This window comes from Sphingobacteriaceae bacterium GW460-11-11-14-LB5, assembly GCA_002151545.1.
Classification (GTDB): domain Bacteria; phylum Bacteroidota; class Bacteroidia; order Sphingobacteriales; family Sphingobacteriaceae; genus Pedobacter.
Genome location: CP021237.1, coordinates 4,443,289 through 4,458,719, shown reverse-complemented (window position 1 = coordinate 4,458,719; position 15,431 = coordinate 4,443,289). Strand labels below are relative to the sequence as shown.

Genomic DNA, 15,431 nt, shown 5'->3' with positions numbered 1-15,431 from the left:
ATAAATGGGAACTCACAATATTAATTTTAGTGAACAGTTTGAGTTTACAGGTAAAGTAAAAACATTAAGCATCGTTGGTATCGTTATCGGTATTGCAGCTGTATTGTTCGGTTTCTTAGCCGGCGATAAAGTAATGCACGAGCGTACTTTTGCTAACCTGTTGCTTATGGCATATTACTTTGCATGCGTTTGTATGTCGGGTACATTTTTCCTGGCTGTTCAATATGTAGCTCAGGCAGGTTGGTCTGCATCAATTTTACGTGTACCGCAGGCTATGGCAAAAACATTGCCTATTGCAGCTGTAATACTGGTTGTCGTAATTTCGGCAGGTTTGTACACACACAACTTATACCACCACTGGCATGCAGATGGATTAACGGATCCAAACAGTGCTAATTATGATTCTATCATTGCTGGTAAATCGGTATTCTTAAATGTACCTTTTTTCTTAGGTCGCCAGGTGGTGTTCTTAGGTATCTATAGTATATTTTCGATCATGTTTGTTAAGTTTTCTTATAATGAAGATTTAGCAGGTGGTTTAAATTCTTACAGAAAAAGCTTTAAAAATGCTTGTATCTTTCTGGTAATTTACGGTTTTACAACACCGATTTTTGCTTTCGATACGGTAATGTCATTAGAAGCACACTGGTTCTCAACCATGTTCGGCTGGTATAACTTCGCCGCTATGTGGGTAAGCAGTTTAGCTACTATCGCCATTATTCTTATCTTATTAAGAAGAGCGGGTTATATGCAATGGGTTAACAATAGTCACTTGCATAATTTAGGTCAGTTTATTTTCGGTTTCTCTATCTTCTGGACTTATGTATGGTTTGCTCAGTTCTTATTGATCTACTATGCAAACATGCCTGAAGAGACTGTATATTTCTACAAACGCTTTGAGTATTACAAGTTCTGGTTTTTCTTAAACCTGGCCATGAACTTCTTAGCGCCAGTATTATTATTAATGGATAGAGATAACAAAAGAACAGATGCGAAATTATTATTCGTTTCTATCGTGGTACTTTTAGGTCACTGGGTAGATTACTACCAAATGATTATGCCAGGAGCGGTAGAAGAAGGACATAATGGTTTCGGTATCATTGAAATTGGTACTGCAATTGGTTTCGTAGGATTGTTTACCTTTACGGTTTTAACATCATTAAGCAAGAAACCTTTAATTGCAAAGAATCACCCATTATTACAAGAAAGTTTGCATCATCAATTGTAGTGGTGATAAGATAAAGCAAATATTTAATTATTATTATAATTAGCAGTACAGCGTACTACTTTTAAGAAAATGAGTTTAAGAAAGTTTATAACGAATAAAACGACCGCAGCTTTAGCAGTATTGATTACTGTTTTTGCAAACACTAGCGTATTTGCGCAAGATGCAGCAGCAGGTGCTGCCGCGGCACCGAAGGTTGATATGGGCGAGGTTTATAAATCGGTAATATTTTATATTCTGGTTTTCCTTGCCGTATGCTTATTCATTGCAATTATTGGTAAAGCCATAAAAGTATATGAATTAAGCCGCGAAGCACAAGGTAAACCTGTTGGTATTAACTGGAACAGGGTACACGCAAGTTTATTTGCGCTGTTTTTAGTGATCGGTTTATATGGTGTATATTGGGAATATACAGTACATGGGGCAATGTTACTTCCTGATGCGGCATCTGAGCACGGAAAGAAAATTGATGAAATGTTTAATTTAACATTAATCATTACCACTATTGTATTTGTAGTTACACACATCTTATTATTCGGATTTTCTTACATCTATAAATACTCAGCTAAAAGAAAAGCTTACTACTACCCACACAATAATACCATCGAAAAAATCTGGACAATCGTTCCGGCTTTAGTATTAACCGTTTTGGTATTAATGGGTTTCTTAACCTGGAGATCTATTTTCTTCAAAGTTGAAGATCCAAATAACAAACCATTACAGATCGAAGTTACTTCTGAGCAGTTTAAATGGTCTATCCGTTATCCTGGAGCTGATGGAATAGTAGGTAACAAAAATTATAAGCTAACTACTGCTACTAACGCGTTGGGTATCGATTTTAAAGATATCAACTCCCGCGATGATGAAATGGCTGATGAGATGGTGCTTCCTGTGGGCAAACCAGTTAAACTGATTTTAACCAGTAAAGACGTAATTCACAGTTTTTATATGCCACACTTCAGAGTACAGTTAAATACCGTACCGGGTATGAGAACGATATTTGAGTTTACGCCTACAAAAACAACTGCAGAAATGCAGCAAGAAACCAACGATCCTAACTTTAAGTACCTTTTCCTATGTGCTAAAATTTGTGGATCAGGTCACTACAACATGCAAAAAGTGGTACGTGTAGTTTCTGAGGCTGAATACAAAACCTGGATTGCAGAACAGAAAACATACTTAAACGACGATTTAAGAAAACAATTTAATTTGCCAGTGGCACCTGCACCTGTTAAATCAGTAGCAGATTCAGCAGCTAAAGATTCAGCAGCTGTGAAAACTAACCAAATGGCTTTAAATAAATAATATTAAGCAGGAGCGAACGAATTATGTCAACAATAGCATTACACGACGAACACAATCACGATCACGCTGATCATGGGCATCATAAAGAGACTTTGATTTCAAAGTACATCTTTAGTATGGATCATAAAATGATTGCTAAGCAGTTTTTAATTACCGGTATTATTATGGCGGTAATAGCAATGGGCTTATCCATTTTATTCCGTATTCAATTGGCATGGCCAGATCAAAACTTCCCTTTCTTAGAAACATTTTTAGGTAAATGGGCTGAAGGTGGTCGTATTAAGTCCGACTTTTATCTGGCTTTGGTAACCATTCACGGTACCATCATGGTATTCTTTGTACTAACTGCCGGATTGAGTGGTACATTTAGTAACTTACTTATTCCGCTTCAACTTGGAGCAAGAGATATGGCTTCGCCATTTTTAAACATGCTTTCATACTGGTTCTTCTTTATGGCCTGTGTGATCATGATGTCATCATTCTTTATTCAAACAGGTCCTGCATCTGGTGGTTGGACAGTTTATCCGCCATTATCGGTTGTTGCTAAAGCAATGCCGGGTTCTGGTTTAGGTATGACTTTATGGTTAATCAGTATGGTACTTTTCGTGGCATCATCTTTAATGGGTGGTATTAACTATGTAAGTACAATCTTAAACATGCGTACTAAAGGTATGGACCTTTGGAAAATGCCATTAACCATCTGGGCTTTCTTCTTAACCGCTATTTTAGGTATCTTATCATTCCCTGTTCTTGTAGCCGGGGTAGTGTTAATGGTATTCGACCGTAGTTTCGGAACAAGTTTCTACCTGTCTGATATCGTAATGGGTACCGATATTTTACCAAATGAAGGTGGTTCTCCAATTTTATGGCAACACTTATTCTGGTTCTTAGGTCACCCTGAGGTATATATCGTAATTATGCCGGCTTTAGGTATTTCATCTGAAGTAATCTCGGTAAACTCACGTAAACCAATCTTTGGTTACCATGCAATGGTTTACTCGTTAATTGGTATTACTGTATTGTCATTCATCGTATGGGGTCACCATATGTTTGTAACCGGTATGAACCCATTATTGGGTGGTGTGTTTATGATTACCACGTTGATCATTGCAGTACCATCGGCAGTAAAAACATTCAACTACTTAGCTACATTATGGCGTGGTAACATCCGTTTTACACCGGCAATGTTATTTGCTATTGGTTTAGTTTCGTTTTTTATCTCTGGTGGTTTAACCGGTATCTTCTTAGGAAATGCTTCATTAGATATTAACTTACACGATACTTATTTTGTTGTTGCCCACTTCCACCTGGTAATGGGATCTGCAGCAATCTTTGGTATGCTTGCAGGTGTGTATCACTGGTTCCCTAAAATGTTCGGTAAAATGATGAATGCCAAATTAGGATATTTACACTTCTGGTTAACTTTCATTGCAGCTTACCTGGTATTCTTCCCACTTCACTTCTTAGGTTTAGATGGTGTACCTCGTCGTTACTATGCATTTACCGAGTTTGAATTTATGAAGAAATGGTTAACTGTTAACGTATTTGTAACATGGGCAGCTATTATGGCAGCACTGGCTCAGGTAGCGTTTTTGTTTAACTTCTTCTACTCTATCTTTAAAGGAAAAGTATCTCCTCAAAACCCTTGGGAATCTAATACATTAGAGTGGACTGCTCCGGTAGAACACTTACATGGTAACTGGCCAGGAGAAATTCCTACGGTTTACAGATGGCCATATGATTATAGTAAACCAGGACATGATGCAGATTTTATTCCTCAAACTGTTCCTTTCTCTCAAACCATGAGCTCTAACTTGCCTCACGATTTTGAAGGAAATGCAGAAGCAGAAAAAATACAGCAAGATTGGGAATTAGCTAACCCTGTTGCAGAAAACAAGGGCTAGTTTAAGCTTCAAATAAAATTTTAAAAGGGGTATCTGATTAAGTTTCTGCTTATCCGGATACCCTTTTCATCTTAATAGATATATGGTCAGCAGATCAGAACAACGTTTCATTAGCATTAATCTTATAACCATTATAGTTACGCTATTGGTTATACTTGCCGGAGGTATTGTACGCAGTACCGGATCGGGCATGGGCTGTCCGGATTGGCCAAAATGTTTCGATCGTTATATTCCGCCAACTGATGTATCGCAACTACCTGCCAACTATAAAGAAAAGTATGTAGCAGGTAGGTTAAAGAAGAATGAGAAATTTGCCAAATATCTGGAAAGCATGGGCAAAGTAGCCTTAGCTGATAGTATCAGGCATGATAAGAGTATAACGATACCAGAGGAGTTTAACCCAACTAAAACTTGGACAGAATACTTAAACAGATTGGCAGGGGTAGCTGCAGGGATATTCCTGTTTTTAACAGTGGTTTATTCTTTTACCTACCGCAAAACTGCTAAACGTATTATTGTACTCAGTATCCTGAATCTTTTTGTGGTTGGATACCAGGGCTGGTTAGGTTCGATAGTGGTTTCTACCAATCTGACACAATGGGTGGTAACCGTGCACATGTTACTGGCATTGGTTATTTTGGCGATATCTATTTATACCTACAATTACGCGAAGCAATTGAATAAAGCGCCTTCTGTAATTATGTACCGCATAGCCTGGTTAAAAGGATTTTTGTTCTTTACCCTGGTCATTAGTATCGTTCAGATTGTTTTAGGAACCGAGGTTAGAGAGGCCGTAGATGTGATTGCAAAATCGCTCTCTTATGGAAGCAAAAATACCTGGATTTCGAAGGTAGGTGAAGTATTTTCCTATCACCGCGATTTAGCTATTCTGGTGGTAATTGCCAATGCTGTAGTGTATAAAATGGTGATCGACCGTTTTAGTGGTAAGGCTGCCCCGCTGTTAACGGCAAGGTTTATGTTAATCACGCTTCTCGTACAGTTATTAAGTGGTTTTGCATTAGCATATATAGCTTTCCCACCGGCAGCGCAGGCATTGCATATTTTATTCTCTACGCTGTTATTTAGTTTACAGTTTTACCTGTACTTATTGGTTTACCGAACAAGTACATATAAACAATAATATTTAAGAAAATTGAAGCAATATCTTTCAGATTTTTCTAAGCTTATCAAATTCAGGCTATCGTTTACGGTGGTGTTTTCGGCATCGATCTCTTTTTTGATCGGACAGAAAATGCAGGTGGGTAGAGGCCATATCCCTAGTATTGATTGGGGCAACTGGTTGATACTGATTGCTGGTGGTTTTTTAGTTACCGCTGCTGCAAACTGCTTTAACGAAATTATTGAGAAGGACCTCGATAAATTAATGTCGAGAACTAAAGACCGCCCTATGCCTGCGGGTAGAATGACTACCGGACAAGGATTGATTTTAGGGGTTTTCATGGCCTTTTTAGGGACCTGGTTACTCGGTAAATTAAACCTGGAAACAGGCCTGCTTTCTGTATTTTCAATCCTGTTATATGCTTTTGCTTATACACCGTTGAAAAGAAAATCGCCAATTGCTGTTTTCGTGGGTGCCATTCCAGGCGCTTTACCTCCGCTTATTGGGTATTTAGCCGCATTTGGTAGTTTAAAAGCCGAAATGTTTCATGAAATTGATTATTACATTGCTGGCATTTTGTTTTTAATTCAGTTTGTATGGCAGTTTCCACATTTCTGGGCAATTGCCTGGGTTTTGGACGATGATTATAAGAAAGCTGGTTTTAGGTTATTACCAACCAAGAAAAGAGACAAAACTTCAGCATTGCTGACCTTTTTAAGCACACTGGTTTTAATTCCGGTAAGTTTGTTGCCAACCATTTATGGGTTTGGCGGTTATTACATTGCAGGTTTATCTTTAATTGCCGGGCTCATATTTAGCTGGTTAGCTTTTAAACTTTTAATGAACAGGGAATTGGCTGATGCCAAGAAAGTAATGTTCTGTTCGTTTTTTTACATCCCGGCAGTACAGCTGGGCTTATTATTAAATTTTATAGCAAAATAATTTATGGTGCTAACAATGGAAAAGATGCAGGATACGTTTGACCCTAAACCAAGGAAATTTATTGTTTGGTTATTTGTCGTATCATCAACGATTATGTTTGGTGGTTTTACCAGTTATTACCTGGTATTTGCTGCTTCGAAGGGTAAGGGGCATGGTTTAGTTTTACCTGATGCTTTTATTTACTCAAGTTTGGTAATTATTGCCAGCAGTATCACTTTGGTGCTTGCCTCAAAAGCTTTAAAGAAACTAAACTTTAGCTTACAGCGCAATATGCTGTGGATTACGGTAATATTAGCCATCGCTTTTGGTGTAATGCAGTTTAATGCATGGGGAAGCATGGTTAGAACCGGAGCAACCCTGGTAGGAAATAATGCCGCCATATCATTTATATATGTGGTATCGGGCATGCACTTATTACACATTATTGCAGGTGTTGGCCTTATTATTAATGCTTTAGCAGGAAGTTATAAAAGCCTTCCTATTGCCAAAGTCCAGTACAGAATGGAAATTGCTTCTATTTTTTGGCATTTTATAGATATATTATGGATATATCTGTATGTTTTTTTACTTTTGAACCGTTAAATTTGTTAACAAACTATTATACTATTTCCAAATGAATGCAGTATCACAATTAGATCAAGTTAAAACCGGACCATGGAATGGTGGTCGTTCTCCGTGGTCGGTAGAATATGGTAAAATCATGATGTGGTTTTTCCTTTTGTCAGATGCTTTTACCTTTTCATCTTTATTGATCTACTACGGCGCTCAGCGTTTTTCTAAATTAACATGGCCAGCTCCAGATAAGGTTTTCCAATCTATCCCAGGTATTGCAGAACATGGCGCTCCATTAGTTTTCGTAGGTATCATGACCTTTATCCTGATCATGAGTTCGGTAACCATGGTTTTAGCTGTAGAGGCAGGTCACAGACGTTCTAAAAAAGAAGTTATCGGCTGGATGATTGCAACCATCATTGGTGGTTTCATGTTCTTAGGCTGTCAGGCAATTGAGTGGACTCACTTACACCACGATGGTTTCTGGTGGGGACATATTCCTTCTGCAGAAGAATTAAAACACTTCTTCCTTAAACCAGAAGATGTATCACTTGTGGCTTCACAACAGTTTGCAAACTTATTTTTTACCATTACCGGTTTCCACGGTTTCCACGTATTTAGTGGGGTAATCATTAACATCATCATCTTAATCATGACGATTAATGGAACTTTCGAGAAGAGAGGACATTATTTAATGGTGGAGAAAGTGGGTTTATACTGGCACTTTGTTGATTTAGTTTGGGTGTTCGTATTTACATTCTTCTATTTGGTTTAATTTATCATATTATAAAAATATTTTTATGTCAGAGCACGCACATAGTACAGAAGGCCACGGCCACGAAGAACATGCAGGTTTATCAAAAGGTAAAATCTGGAAAGTTTTTGGTATCCTTTTATTAATTACAGTTATCGAGTTTATTATCGCGTTGGTTTTTATTCCCAAAGGATATATGACCCAGCACATTGGTAATTACATTTATATTGCATTAACGCTGTTAAAAGCATTTTATATTGTAGCTTATTTTATGCACTTAAAATATGAAAAGCTTGGCTTACAACTATCATTAACGGTTTCATTCATTTTCATTATTTACTTTATTGTTTTAATGCTAATAGAAGGTGGGTTTTTAAACATCCACATGATGAACCATTAATGAAAAGAAGTCCTATAAAAAAGGTAATAATCCTGGTAAGCATTTTAGCTATACCGGGATTTTTGTTTTTTTACTTATTGCCACAGTTTGCCAAGAACAGGTATAAGAGCTTACCCATTTTTGGTGAGAAGGTTGTTGCATCAACCTTTCACAGTGTAAAAGGGAAAAAAATACCAGATACCATTTACCATCTTGTTCCTGATTTTAAACTCGTAAACCAGCATAATGATACGGTTACCTGGAAGTCGCTAGAGAATAAGATTGTGGTGTTGAATATGTTTTATACCAGCGCAAACAATCAGGGAACGAGTAAGTACATTAAAGAATTAGCTGATGGTTATGCGCAGAAACCTTTGGTTAAATTTTTAAGCTTGTCTGTCGATCCGCTGGATGGAACCAGGATAAAAGATTTTGCTGAGCAGTTTAAAGCGAAGGCTGGAAAATGGGATTTTCTGGTTGGCGATACCATTCAAACCTATCCACTCATTAGAAAGGGTTTATTACTCGACGTAATTGCGGATGAAACGAAAGAGAAAACCAATTTTATTTTTAGTAATAAAATTGTACTTATCGATAACCTGCACCGTATACGCGGTATTTATGAGGCCGACGATGCGGGCGCAAATGCCAGGTTAGAAGATGAAATTAAAGTACTTATCGCTGAGTATTTAAGGAACGTTAAAGACGGCAGGTAGTTAGTCTGAAGTCGATACAAAAAATAATAATATAAAAGAGATTTAAAAACTCATGGAAAATAGTCCGATCGAGAAAAAATATAGCAAGTGGATCATTATTCTTTCCATTTTTATACCCGTAGCTGTAGCCTTTTTATTCGTAGTGAAGTTAAAGGATCTGGGAATTGATGCGCCAGCTTTACCTTTCTTACCACCAATTTACGCTACCATTAACGGGATAACAGCTGTACTGCTGGTTGTTGCAGTATGGGCGATAAAAAATGGTAAAATACAATTACACCAAAACCTGATGAAAACCGCTATTGGCTGTTCGCTATTATTTTTGGTCATGTATATCGCCTATCATATGACTACGCCATCGACCAAATTTGGAGGCGAGGGCGCTATTAAGTATGTATACTTCTTTATCTTGTTAACGCATATCCTATTGTCGATAGCCATTATTCCTTTGGTATTGGTTACTTATGTAAGGGCCTTAGCGGAGCGTTTCGATCGTCATAGAAAAATCGCCAGGATTACTTATCCACTATGGCTTTATGTAGCCATAACAGGTGTAGTGGTTTACCTGATGATTTCACCATATTATCAATATTAGCGTTTTTCGCTTTTAAAAAAAGACTGAAGCCTTACCTAACAAGTAAGGCTTTTTTAGTTAATGTGATTTAAAGCGGTACATGATATTTGTTTTAACCCAAATTTTTTTTCACTTTTATGTATATTACATCACACAACAGAACACTTATAAATTTGTAAGTGAGCAGGCAGATCGACTAATTTATGGCTCCAGGAAGGATAGAAGATGAACGTAAGCTTATAGAAAAAATCGTCGGAGGAGATGAGCAGGCTTTTTCTGTTCTTTTCTTCAAATACCTTCCTGTACTCCAGATTTTTGCCACAAAGTTTACCAAATCTGATGATGCGGCAGAAGAGATTATCCAGGATTCATTTTTAAGGGTTTGGCTAAATCGCGATAAATTAGCAGAAGTAGATAATGTAAAGGCCTATCTGTATAAATATGTTTCTAACGAATGTTTAAGCTACCTGCGAAAAAAATTAAAAGAGGATAGGGTTGTTGATGCCTTTACTGCCAAGCAACAAAATAGCCATAATAGTACAGTTGAAACAATTAATTTAAACGAGGTAACTAAAATTATTGCTATTGCCGTCGAAAAATTACCCGATCAACGCAAAAATATATACCAATTGAGTAGGCGCGATGGTAAAACCATACCTGAAATCGCAGAAATACTCAATATCTCGCCCAATACGGTAAAAAACGCCCTTGTAACTGCCTTAAAATCGATACGGATACAACTCGATCAGCATGGCATTGTGTTCATTTTCCCGATTGTTTTTTTCTTTTTGAAAATAAAATAGAAAAAAATTAATATCCCGATAGTCCTAATCTTCTTTTGCTGCTTCTTAGTATCAGAATCTTTATGGAAGAACGTATACATTATCTCTTACAACAGTTTACAGCTAAGACCTTAAGCGAGTCCGAAAGGGAAGAACTTTTAGTTTTAGCAGAAAACAGCACCTCATTGCTTTCTGACGAAATCGTGAAAATGATTATCGCAGAAGAAGAACATGCAGTTGATGTTGTTGAAGAAAAATGGAATCCGGTTTTAAATAAAATTCTGGCGGTAGACAAACCAGGCCGTTCGCCTAAACGGATTTTAATGAATAGCTTAAAATGGGCTGCAGCAGCAGTTGTTTTTATTGTGTTTTCGTTAACCGCTTACATTTCTCTACAGAAAAAGAAGGAACATATTTTTGCTACTGATGTAGCACCGGGAAAAAATAAAGCTATTCTCACCCTGGCTGATGGTAAGAAAATTTCACTTTCAGACGCGATGAAAGGTGATATTGCCAAAGAGGCTGGTTTCTCGATCACTAAAACTGCTGATGGCCGGTTGGTGTATAATGTAGCAGGATCAGAAAATGTAAACGATACCAGATTGAACACCATTTCGACCCCAAATGGTGGCGAATGGCAAATCCAGTTACCTGATGGTTCTACGGTTTGGCTAAATGCAGCATCTTCTATTCAATATTCGTTAAATATCGGAACAGCGAAACAGCGTAGAGTGAAACTGGATGGTGAAGCTTATTTTGAAGTAGCTAAAAACGCTGCACATCCTTTTATTGTGGAAACTGATAAACAAGCTGTTGAAGTATTGGGTACACACTTCAATATTAACAGCTATAGAGATGAAAGGCTAACTAAAACCACCTTATTGGAAGGAAGCGTACGTGTTTCGCACAAGACGACTAATGAGAGCGAAGTGCTTAAACCTGGAGAGCAATCTTTGGTATCCGTTTCTGGCATGGATGTGAAAGAAGTAGATGTTGATGAAGCAATAGCCTGGAAAAATGGCTATTTCATGTTTAATAACGAGAGGCAGGAAAGCATTTTACGCAAAGTTGCGCGCTGGTATAATGTAGAAATAGAATATGCCGATCCTGCTGCAAAAGAGGTGATGTACTACGGAACAGTAAGTCGCTTTGAGAAAATTTCGAAAGTATTAAGAAAATTTGAGCAGACCGGAGAAGTGCGTTTCGATATTAAAGGCAATAAAGTAATTGTCTATAAAGAATAAACGAGAAAAGATGAAGGAGTAACTAACCTTTATCTCTAAAAATAAACTAATTAATCAACCCTTAACCTAACAAATGATGAATAAACTTCGACAAAACTCCTGACGATTCAAATGTTGAATAAATAAAAAAGGAGTGCTTGCAACACCCCCCTTTATTATCTGTTTAGCTATTCCGTAAGCCGGAATCGATTAAAAATCAATTATTTCTTGGATAACCGCGAAACGCTTTTTGGCGTCTAAACTTTATTGCGCTTCGCACAAAACAGACTATTAAATGTACAAAATTTATATTAGAATTTTATGTACGCATCAACGCTACATACCTAAATTGCTATTAATTATGAAGTTAGTTACGGTCATATTGCTTGCCTCGTTAATGCAGGTAAGTGCAGCTTCATTTGGCCAGCTGGTTACATTAAAGGAAAAGAATGTAACATTAGAGAAAATGTTTAGGGAAATCAGACAGCAATCTGGTTATGATGTATTGTTATCAACCAATACCATTAAAAGTACAACTACTTTAAATGCGAACTTTAATAATGCTACCATTGAAGAAGTAATGGCTAAAATTATTTCAGGACGGGATTTAACCTATACTATTGAAGATAAAACCATCTTAATTAAACCTAAAGAAAAGAGTATTTTCGATAAAATTGTTAACTATTTTGCTGTTATTGAGGTAAAAGGGAAAGTATCGGATGATAATGGAAGTGGAATCCCGGGTGCCAGTATCCGTGAAAAAGGAACCACTAATTCTACCACAACCAACGCTAATGGTGAATATACAATTAGGGTAAGTGATGCCGGTACACTTGTTTTTAGTTATGTAGGTTACAACACGATTGAATTGGAGGTTAACAACCGCACGAGAATTAACGTAAGTCTCAAAGAAAATGTTAATGATCTAAAAACAGTTGATGTAGTATCAACAGGATATCAAAATATACAGAAAAAATTATTTACAGGATCCGCAACAACCGTTAAAGGTAGTGATGTAAAACAAGATGGTGTTGTAGATGTTAGCCGGATGTTAGAAGGCCGTGTTGCAGGGGTTTCGGTACAGAATGTTTCGGGTACTTTTGGTACTGCACCAAAAATCCGCGTTCGTGGTGCTACGTCTATTTCGGGAGAGAATAAACCACTTTGGGTAGTTGATGGAATTGTATTAGAAGATATCGTTAACATTTCTAATGATCAGTTATCCAGCGGAGATGCTTTAACGCTAATCGGATCATCGGTAGCAGGAATAAATGCCGATGACATAGAAAGCTTTAACATTTTAAAGGATGCTTCGGCAACTGCACTTTATGGTGCAAGAGCCATGAACGGGGTAGTCGTAATTACAACCAAAAAAGGAAAGATCGGAAATACAACTATTAATTATAGCGGTAACTTTTCTTCTTTCTTAAAACCAAATTACGATTCCTATAATATCATGAATTCTGCAGATCAGATGTCGTTATATGCAGAGGTTTATCGTAAAGGTGGATTATCGCCAAATATTGTAAATGGAATGAATGGAGGTGTATTTGCAAAAATGTACCAGGAAATTAATAAGTATAATAGCAGCACCGGTCAATTTGGTGTTGTGAATACACCAGAAGGAAGAGCGGCATTTTTGCAAAAATACGCAACCGCTAATACCGATTGGTTTGATGTGCTTTTCAAAAATTCTTTTGTGCAGGAACATTCAATCAGTATTTCTTCGGGATCTGAAAAATCACAGCACTATTTCTCAGTTGGTTATTATAACGATAACGGATGGTCTATTGCAGATAATGTGAAGCGATATACCATGAACCTTCGCGGAAATTATACCCTTTCTCCTAAAATCAATATTGGCTTATTGGCTACAGGAGCATACAGGCAACAAAGGGCTCCGGGTACATTGGGCAGAACCAGTAATGTGGTAGAAGGAACCTATACACGCGATTTTGATATTAACCCTTTTAGCTATGCATTAAATACTAGCCGTACAATAAGGGCATATGATGACAATGGTAATCTGGAATATTTTACCAGAAATTATGCGCCATTTAATATCCTTAACGAAACGCAAAACAACTACATCGATTTAGATATGTTGGATATGAAAATGCAGGGGGAGTTTAACTATAAGTTTATTAAAAACTTTGAATTCAGATCTGTAGGTGCAATGCGTTATGTAAAAACAACCCGCGAGCATAAAATTACAGAATATTCGAATATGGCAACTGCCTATCGTTATGCACCAAATTCTACTATTGCCAATGCTAATATTTTCTTATACGATGATCCGGACCGTCCGGAAATTATCGATAAGGAAAGTGTACTCCCTCAAGGTGGATTTTACAATAGAAACGACGATTATCTGTTAAATTTCAATGTAAGAAATCAAATTGATTGGAAACAGGACTTTGGTAAACATGCACTCGGCGCTTTTATCGGACAGGAGATCAAATTTGCAAACCGTCAAAACAGTTTCAATAATGGTTATGGTTATCAATACGACAAAGGAGGTGAGCCATTTATCGATTACAGAATTATTAAAATGCTATTGGAAGGTAATTACAATTACTATGGCATGGATAGATTTTTTGATAGATATGCGGCCTTTTTCTTAAACGGTAGTTATTCTTACGATTCTAAATATGTATTTAACGGAACATTCAGGTACGACGGAAGTAACCGTTTGGGCGAAAGTGCTGTGGCAAGATGGCTTCCAACCTGGACTTTAAGTGCAGCCTGGAATGTAGATCAGGAAGAATTTATTAAAAATATTTCGCAAATCAGTTACTTAAAGTTAAGAGGTGGTTACGGTTTAACAGCAAGTATGGGTAGTGCCACTAACTCATCTGTAGTTTTAGCCAATAGCACCACATTAAGACCAAGGTTATCTGAAGTAGAGCCACGAATTACTTTAAATGGATTAGAGAATTCGGAACTTACCTGGGAAAAACAATATGAGGCTAACATTGGGGTAGACTTAGGTTTGTTCCAAAGCCGCTTAAATGTATCATTAGATTATTACAATAGAAAAGGTTTCGACCTGATCGGCAACTTTAGAACTTCTGGTATTGGTGGTGAGTTTACAAAATCGGCCAATTATGCTGATATGAATTCACATGGATTTGAAGTAAACCTGAGCGGTATGCCTGTTAAAACGACTGATTTTAAATGGAATACCACCTTTACATTTGGATACAATAAAAACACCATTACCAATTTAAAAAGTAAACCACGTATTTACGATTTAATTATCCCGGAAGGTGGCCCTAAAGAGGGTGGTGCGGTAAGAGGATTATATTCTATCGACTTTCAAAAACTAAATAACCTGGGCGTACCGGTATTTACAAACGAAAGTGGTGTAGCCAGCAGTAACGTATACGTACAAAGTACAACCACAGATTACCTTAAATACGAAGGTTCCGTTGATCCGCTTTACACTGGTGGTTTAAACAATACTTTCAATTATAAAAATTTCGCCCTAAACGTATTTGTTTCTTATCAAGCTGGAAATAAAATCAGGTTAACAAATGTTTTTGCAACTAACTACGATGATAGTGATGCAATGCCAAGAGAATTTTTAGATAGATGGACTTTACCTGGTGATGAGACCATTACCAATGTACCATCAATTGCCGATTATTTATTAAGAAAGTCTTTAACCGGAACTTATCCTTATACGGCATACAACTATTCTTCAGATCGCGTTGCTGATGGTTCTTTTGTACGATTGAAACAAGTTTCGTTAGCATACAATCTGTCTACAAAATATGCGAAATCGATCGGTTTAAACTCGTTATCGTTAAAACTGCAAGGAAATAACATTTGGTTAATCTATGCCGATAAAAAACTGAAAGGGCAGGATCCTGAGTTCTTTGGATCTGGTGGTGTAGCATTACCAATACCTAGACAAATTACTTTATCCCTAAAAGTTGGTATTTAATAAGAA

Annotated in this window: 13 protein-coding genes; all 13 read left to right on the top strand. The window is 37.1% G+C overall.

Translation table 11 applies throughout. The features are described 5' to 3' along the window. The first annotated feature begins 4 nt into the window (after positions 1 to 4). The 13 genes from CA265_17825 to CA265_17765 all read left to right on the top strand — a co-directional run bounded on the left by CA265_17825 (position 5) and on the right by CA265_17765 (position 15,425). A complete protein-coding gene (locus CA265_17825) occupies positions 5 to 1,228 on the top strand; it encodes a quinol:cytochrome C oxidoreductase (GenBank protein ARS41410.1) in 1,224 nt (407 codons plus the stop codon). A 69-nt stretch (positions 1,229 to 1,297) separates the two neighbouring features. Then, positions 1,298 to 2,530 (top strand): hypothetical protein, encoded by a 1,233-nt coding sequence (locus CA265_17820; GenBank protein ID ARS41409.1) that lies wholly within the window; start codon positions 1,298 to 1,300, stop codon positions 2,528 to 2,530. 116 nt (positions 2,531 to 2,646) lie between these two features. Continuing rightward, positions 2,647 to 4,434, top strand: a complete 1,788-nt coding sequence (locus CA265_17815; GenBank protein ID ARS41408.1) for a cytochrome c oxidase subunit I — start codon at positions 2,647 to 2,649, stop codon at positions 4,432 to 4,434. Between the two features lie 82 nt (positions 4,435 to 4,516). Beyond that, entirely contained in the window at positions 4,517 to 5,575 is a 1,059-nt protein-coding gene (locus CA265_17810) for a heme A synthase (protein ID ARS41407.1), read from the top strand. Positions 5,576 to 5,587: 12 nt separating this feature from the next. Continuing rightward, positions 5,588 to 6,496, top strand: a complete 909-nt coding sequence (locus tag CA265_17805; protein ID ARS41406.1) for a protoheme IX farnesyltransferase — start codon at positions 5,588 to 5,590, stop codon at positions 6,494 to 6,496. Between the two features lie 15 nt (positions 6,497 to 6,511). Beyond that, complete coding sequence (locus tag CA265_17800) at positions 6,512 to 7,078, top strand: heme-copper oxidase subunit III (GenBank protein ID ARS41405.1); 567 nt, start codon at positions 6,512 to 6,514, stop codon at positions 7,076 to 7,078. 31 nt (positions 7,079 to 7,109) lie between these two features. Beyond that, positions 7,110 to 7,823: a cytochrome oxidase subunit III gene (locus CA265_17795; GenBank protein ID ARS41404.1), complete on the top strand. Its 714-nt coding sequence runs from the start codon at positions 7,110 to 7,112 to the stop codon at positions 7,821 to 7,823. 25 nt (positions 7,824 to 7,848) lie between these two features. Further along, positions 7,849 to 8,202 (top strand): caa(3)-type oxidase, encoded by a 354-nt coding sequence (locus CA265_17790; protein ARS41403.1) that lies wholly within the window; start codon positions 7,849 to 7,851, stop codon positions 8,200 to 8,202. Beyond that, complete coding sequence (locus CA265_17785; protein ID ARS41402.1) at positions 8,202 to 8,897, top strand: hypothetical protein; 696 nt, start codon at positions 8,202 to 8,204, stop codon at positions 8,895 to 8,897. Before CA265_17790 ends, CA265_17785 begins: the two co-directional genes overlap by 1 nt. Before the next feature lie 52 nt (positions 8,898 to 8,949). Next, on the top strand, positions 8,950 to 9,492 hold the full coding sequence (locus tag CA265_17780) for a hypothetical protein (GenBank protein ARS41401.1): 543 nt from the start codon (positions 8,950 to 8,952) through the stop codon (positions 9,490 to 9,492). Between the two features lie 182 nt (positions 9,493 to 9,674). Beyond that, on the top strand, positions 9,675 to 10,274 hold the full coding sequence (locus tag CA265_17775; protein ARS41400.1) for a hypothetical protein: 600 nt from the start codon (positions 9,675 to 9,677) through the stop codon (positions 10,272 to 10,274). 62 nt (positions 10,275 to 10,336) lie between these two features. Continuing rightward, positions 10,337 to 11,497 carry a hypothetical protein gene (locus CA265_17770; GenBank protein ID ARS41399.1) on the top strand — a complete coding sequence of 387 codons (1,161 nt, stop codon included), beginning with the start codon at positions 10,337 to 10,339 and terminating at the stop codon, positions 11,495 to 11,497. 274 nt (positions 11,498 to 11,771) lie between these two features. Continuing rightward, positions 11,772 to 15,425, top strand: coding sequence for a SusC/RagA family protein (locus CA265_17765; GenBank protein ID ARS41398.1), 3,654 nt, complete (start codon positions 11,772 to 11,774; stop codon positions 15,423 to 15,425). Positions 15,426 to 15,431 lie beyond the last annotated feature (6 nt).

Bases quoted from the DNA above. Each gene is read 5' to 3' on its own strand.
- CA265_17825 (ARS41410.1), top strand. From the start codon at position 5: ATGGGAACTCACAATATTAATTTTAGTGAACAGTTTGAGTTTACAGGT.
- CA265_17820 (ARS41409.1), top strand. From the start codon at position 1,298: ATGAGTTTAAGAAAGTTTATAACGAATAAAACGACCGCAGCTTTAGCA.
- CA265_17815 (ARS41408.1), top strand. From the start codon at position 2,647: ATGGATCATAAAATGATTGCTAAGCAGTTTTTAATTACCGGTATTATT.
- CA265_17810 (ARS41407.1), top strand. From the start codon at position 4,517: ATGGTCAGCAGATCAGAACAACGTTTCATTAGCATTAATCTTATAACC.
- CA265_17800 (ARS41405.1), top strand. From the start codon at position 6,512: ATGGAAAAGATGCAGGATACGTTTGACCCTAAACCAAGGAAATTTATT.
- CA265_17795 (ARS41404.1), top strand. From the start codon at position 7,110: ATGAATGCAGTATCACAATTAGATCAAGTTAAAACCGGACCATGGAAT.
- CA265_17790 (ARS41403.1), top strand. From the start codon at position 7,849: ATGTCAGAGCACGCACATAGTACAGAAGGCCACGGCCACGAAGAACAT.
- CA265_17785 (ARS41402.1), top strand. From the start codon at position 8,202: ATGAAAAGAAGTCCTATAAAAAAGGTAATAATCCTGGTAAGCATTTTA.
- CA265_17780 (ARS41401.1), top strand. From the start codon at position 8,950: ATGGAAAATAGTCCGATCGAGAAAAAATATAGCAAGTGGATCATTATT.
- CA265_17775 (ARS41400.1), top strand. From the start codon at position 9,675: ATGGCTCCAGGAAGGATAGAAGATGAACGTAAGCTTATAGAAAAAATC.
- CA265_17770 (ARS41399.1), top strand. From the start codon at position 10,337: ATGGAAGAACGTATACATTATCTCTTACAACAGTTTACAGCTAAGACC.
- CA265_17765 (ARS41398.1), top strand. From the start codon at position 11,772: ATGTACAAAATTTATATTAGAATTTTATGTACGCATCAACGCTACATA.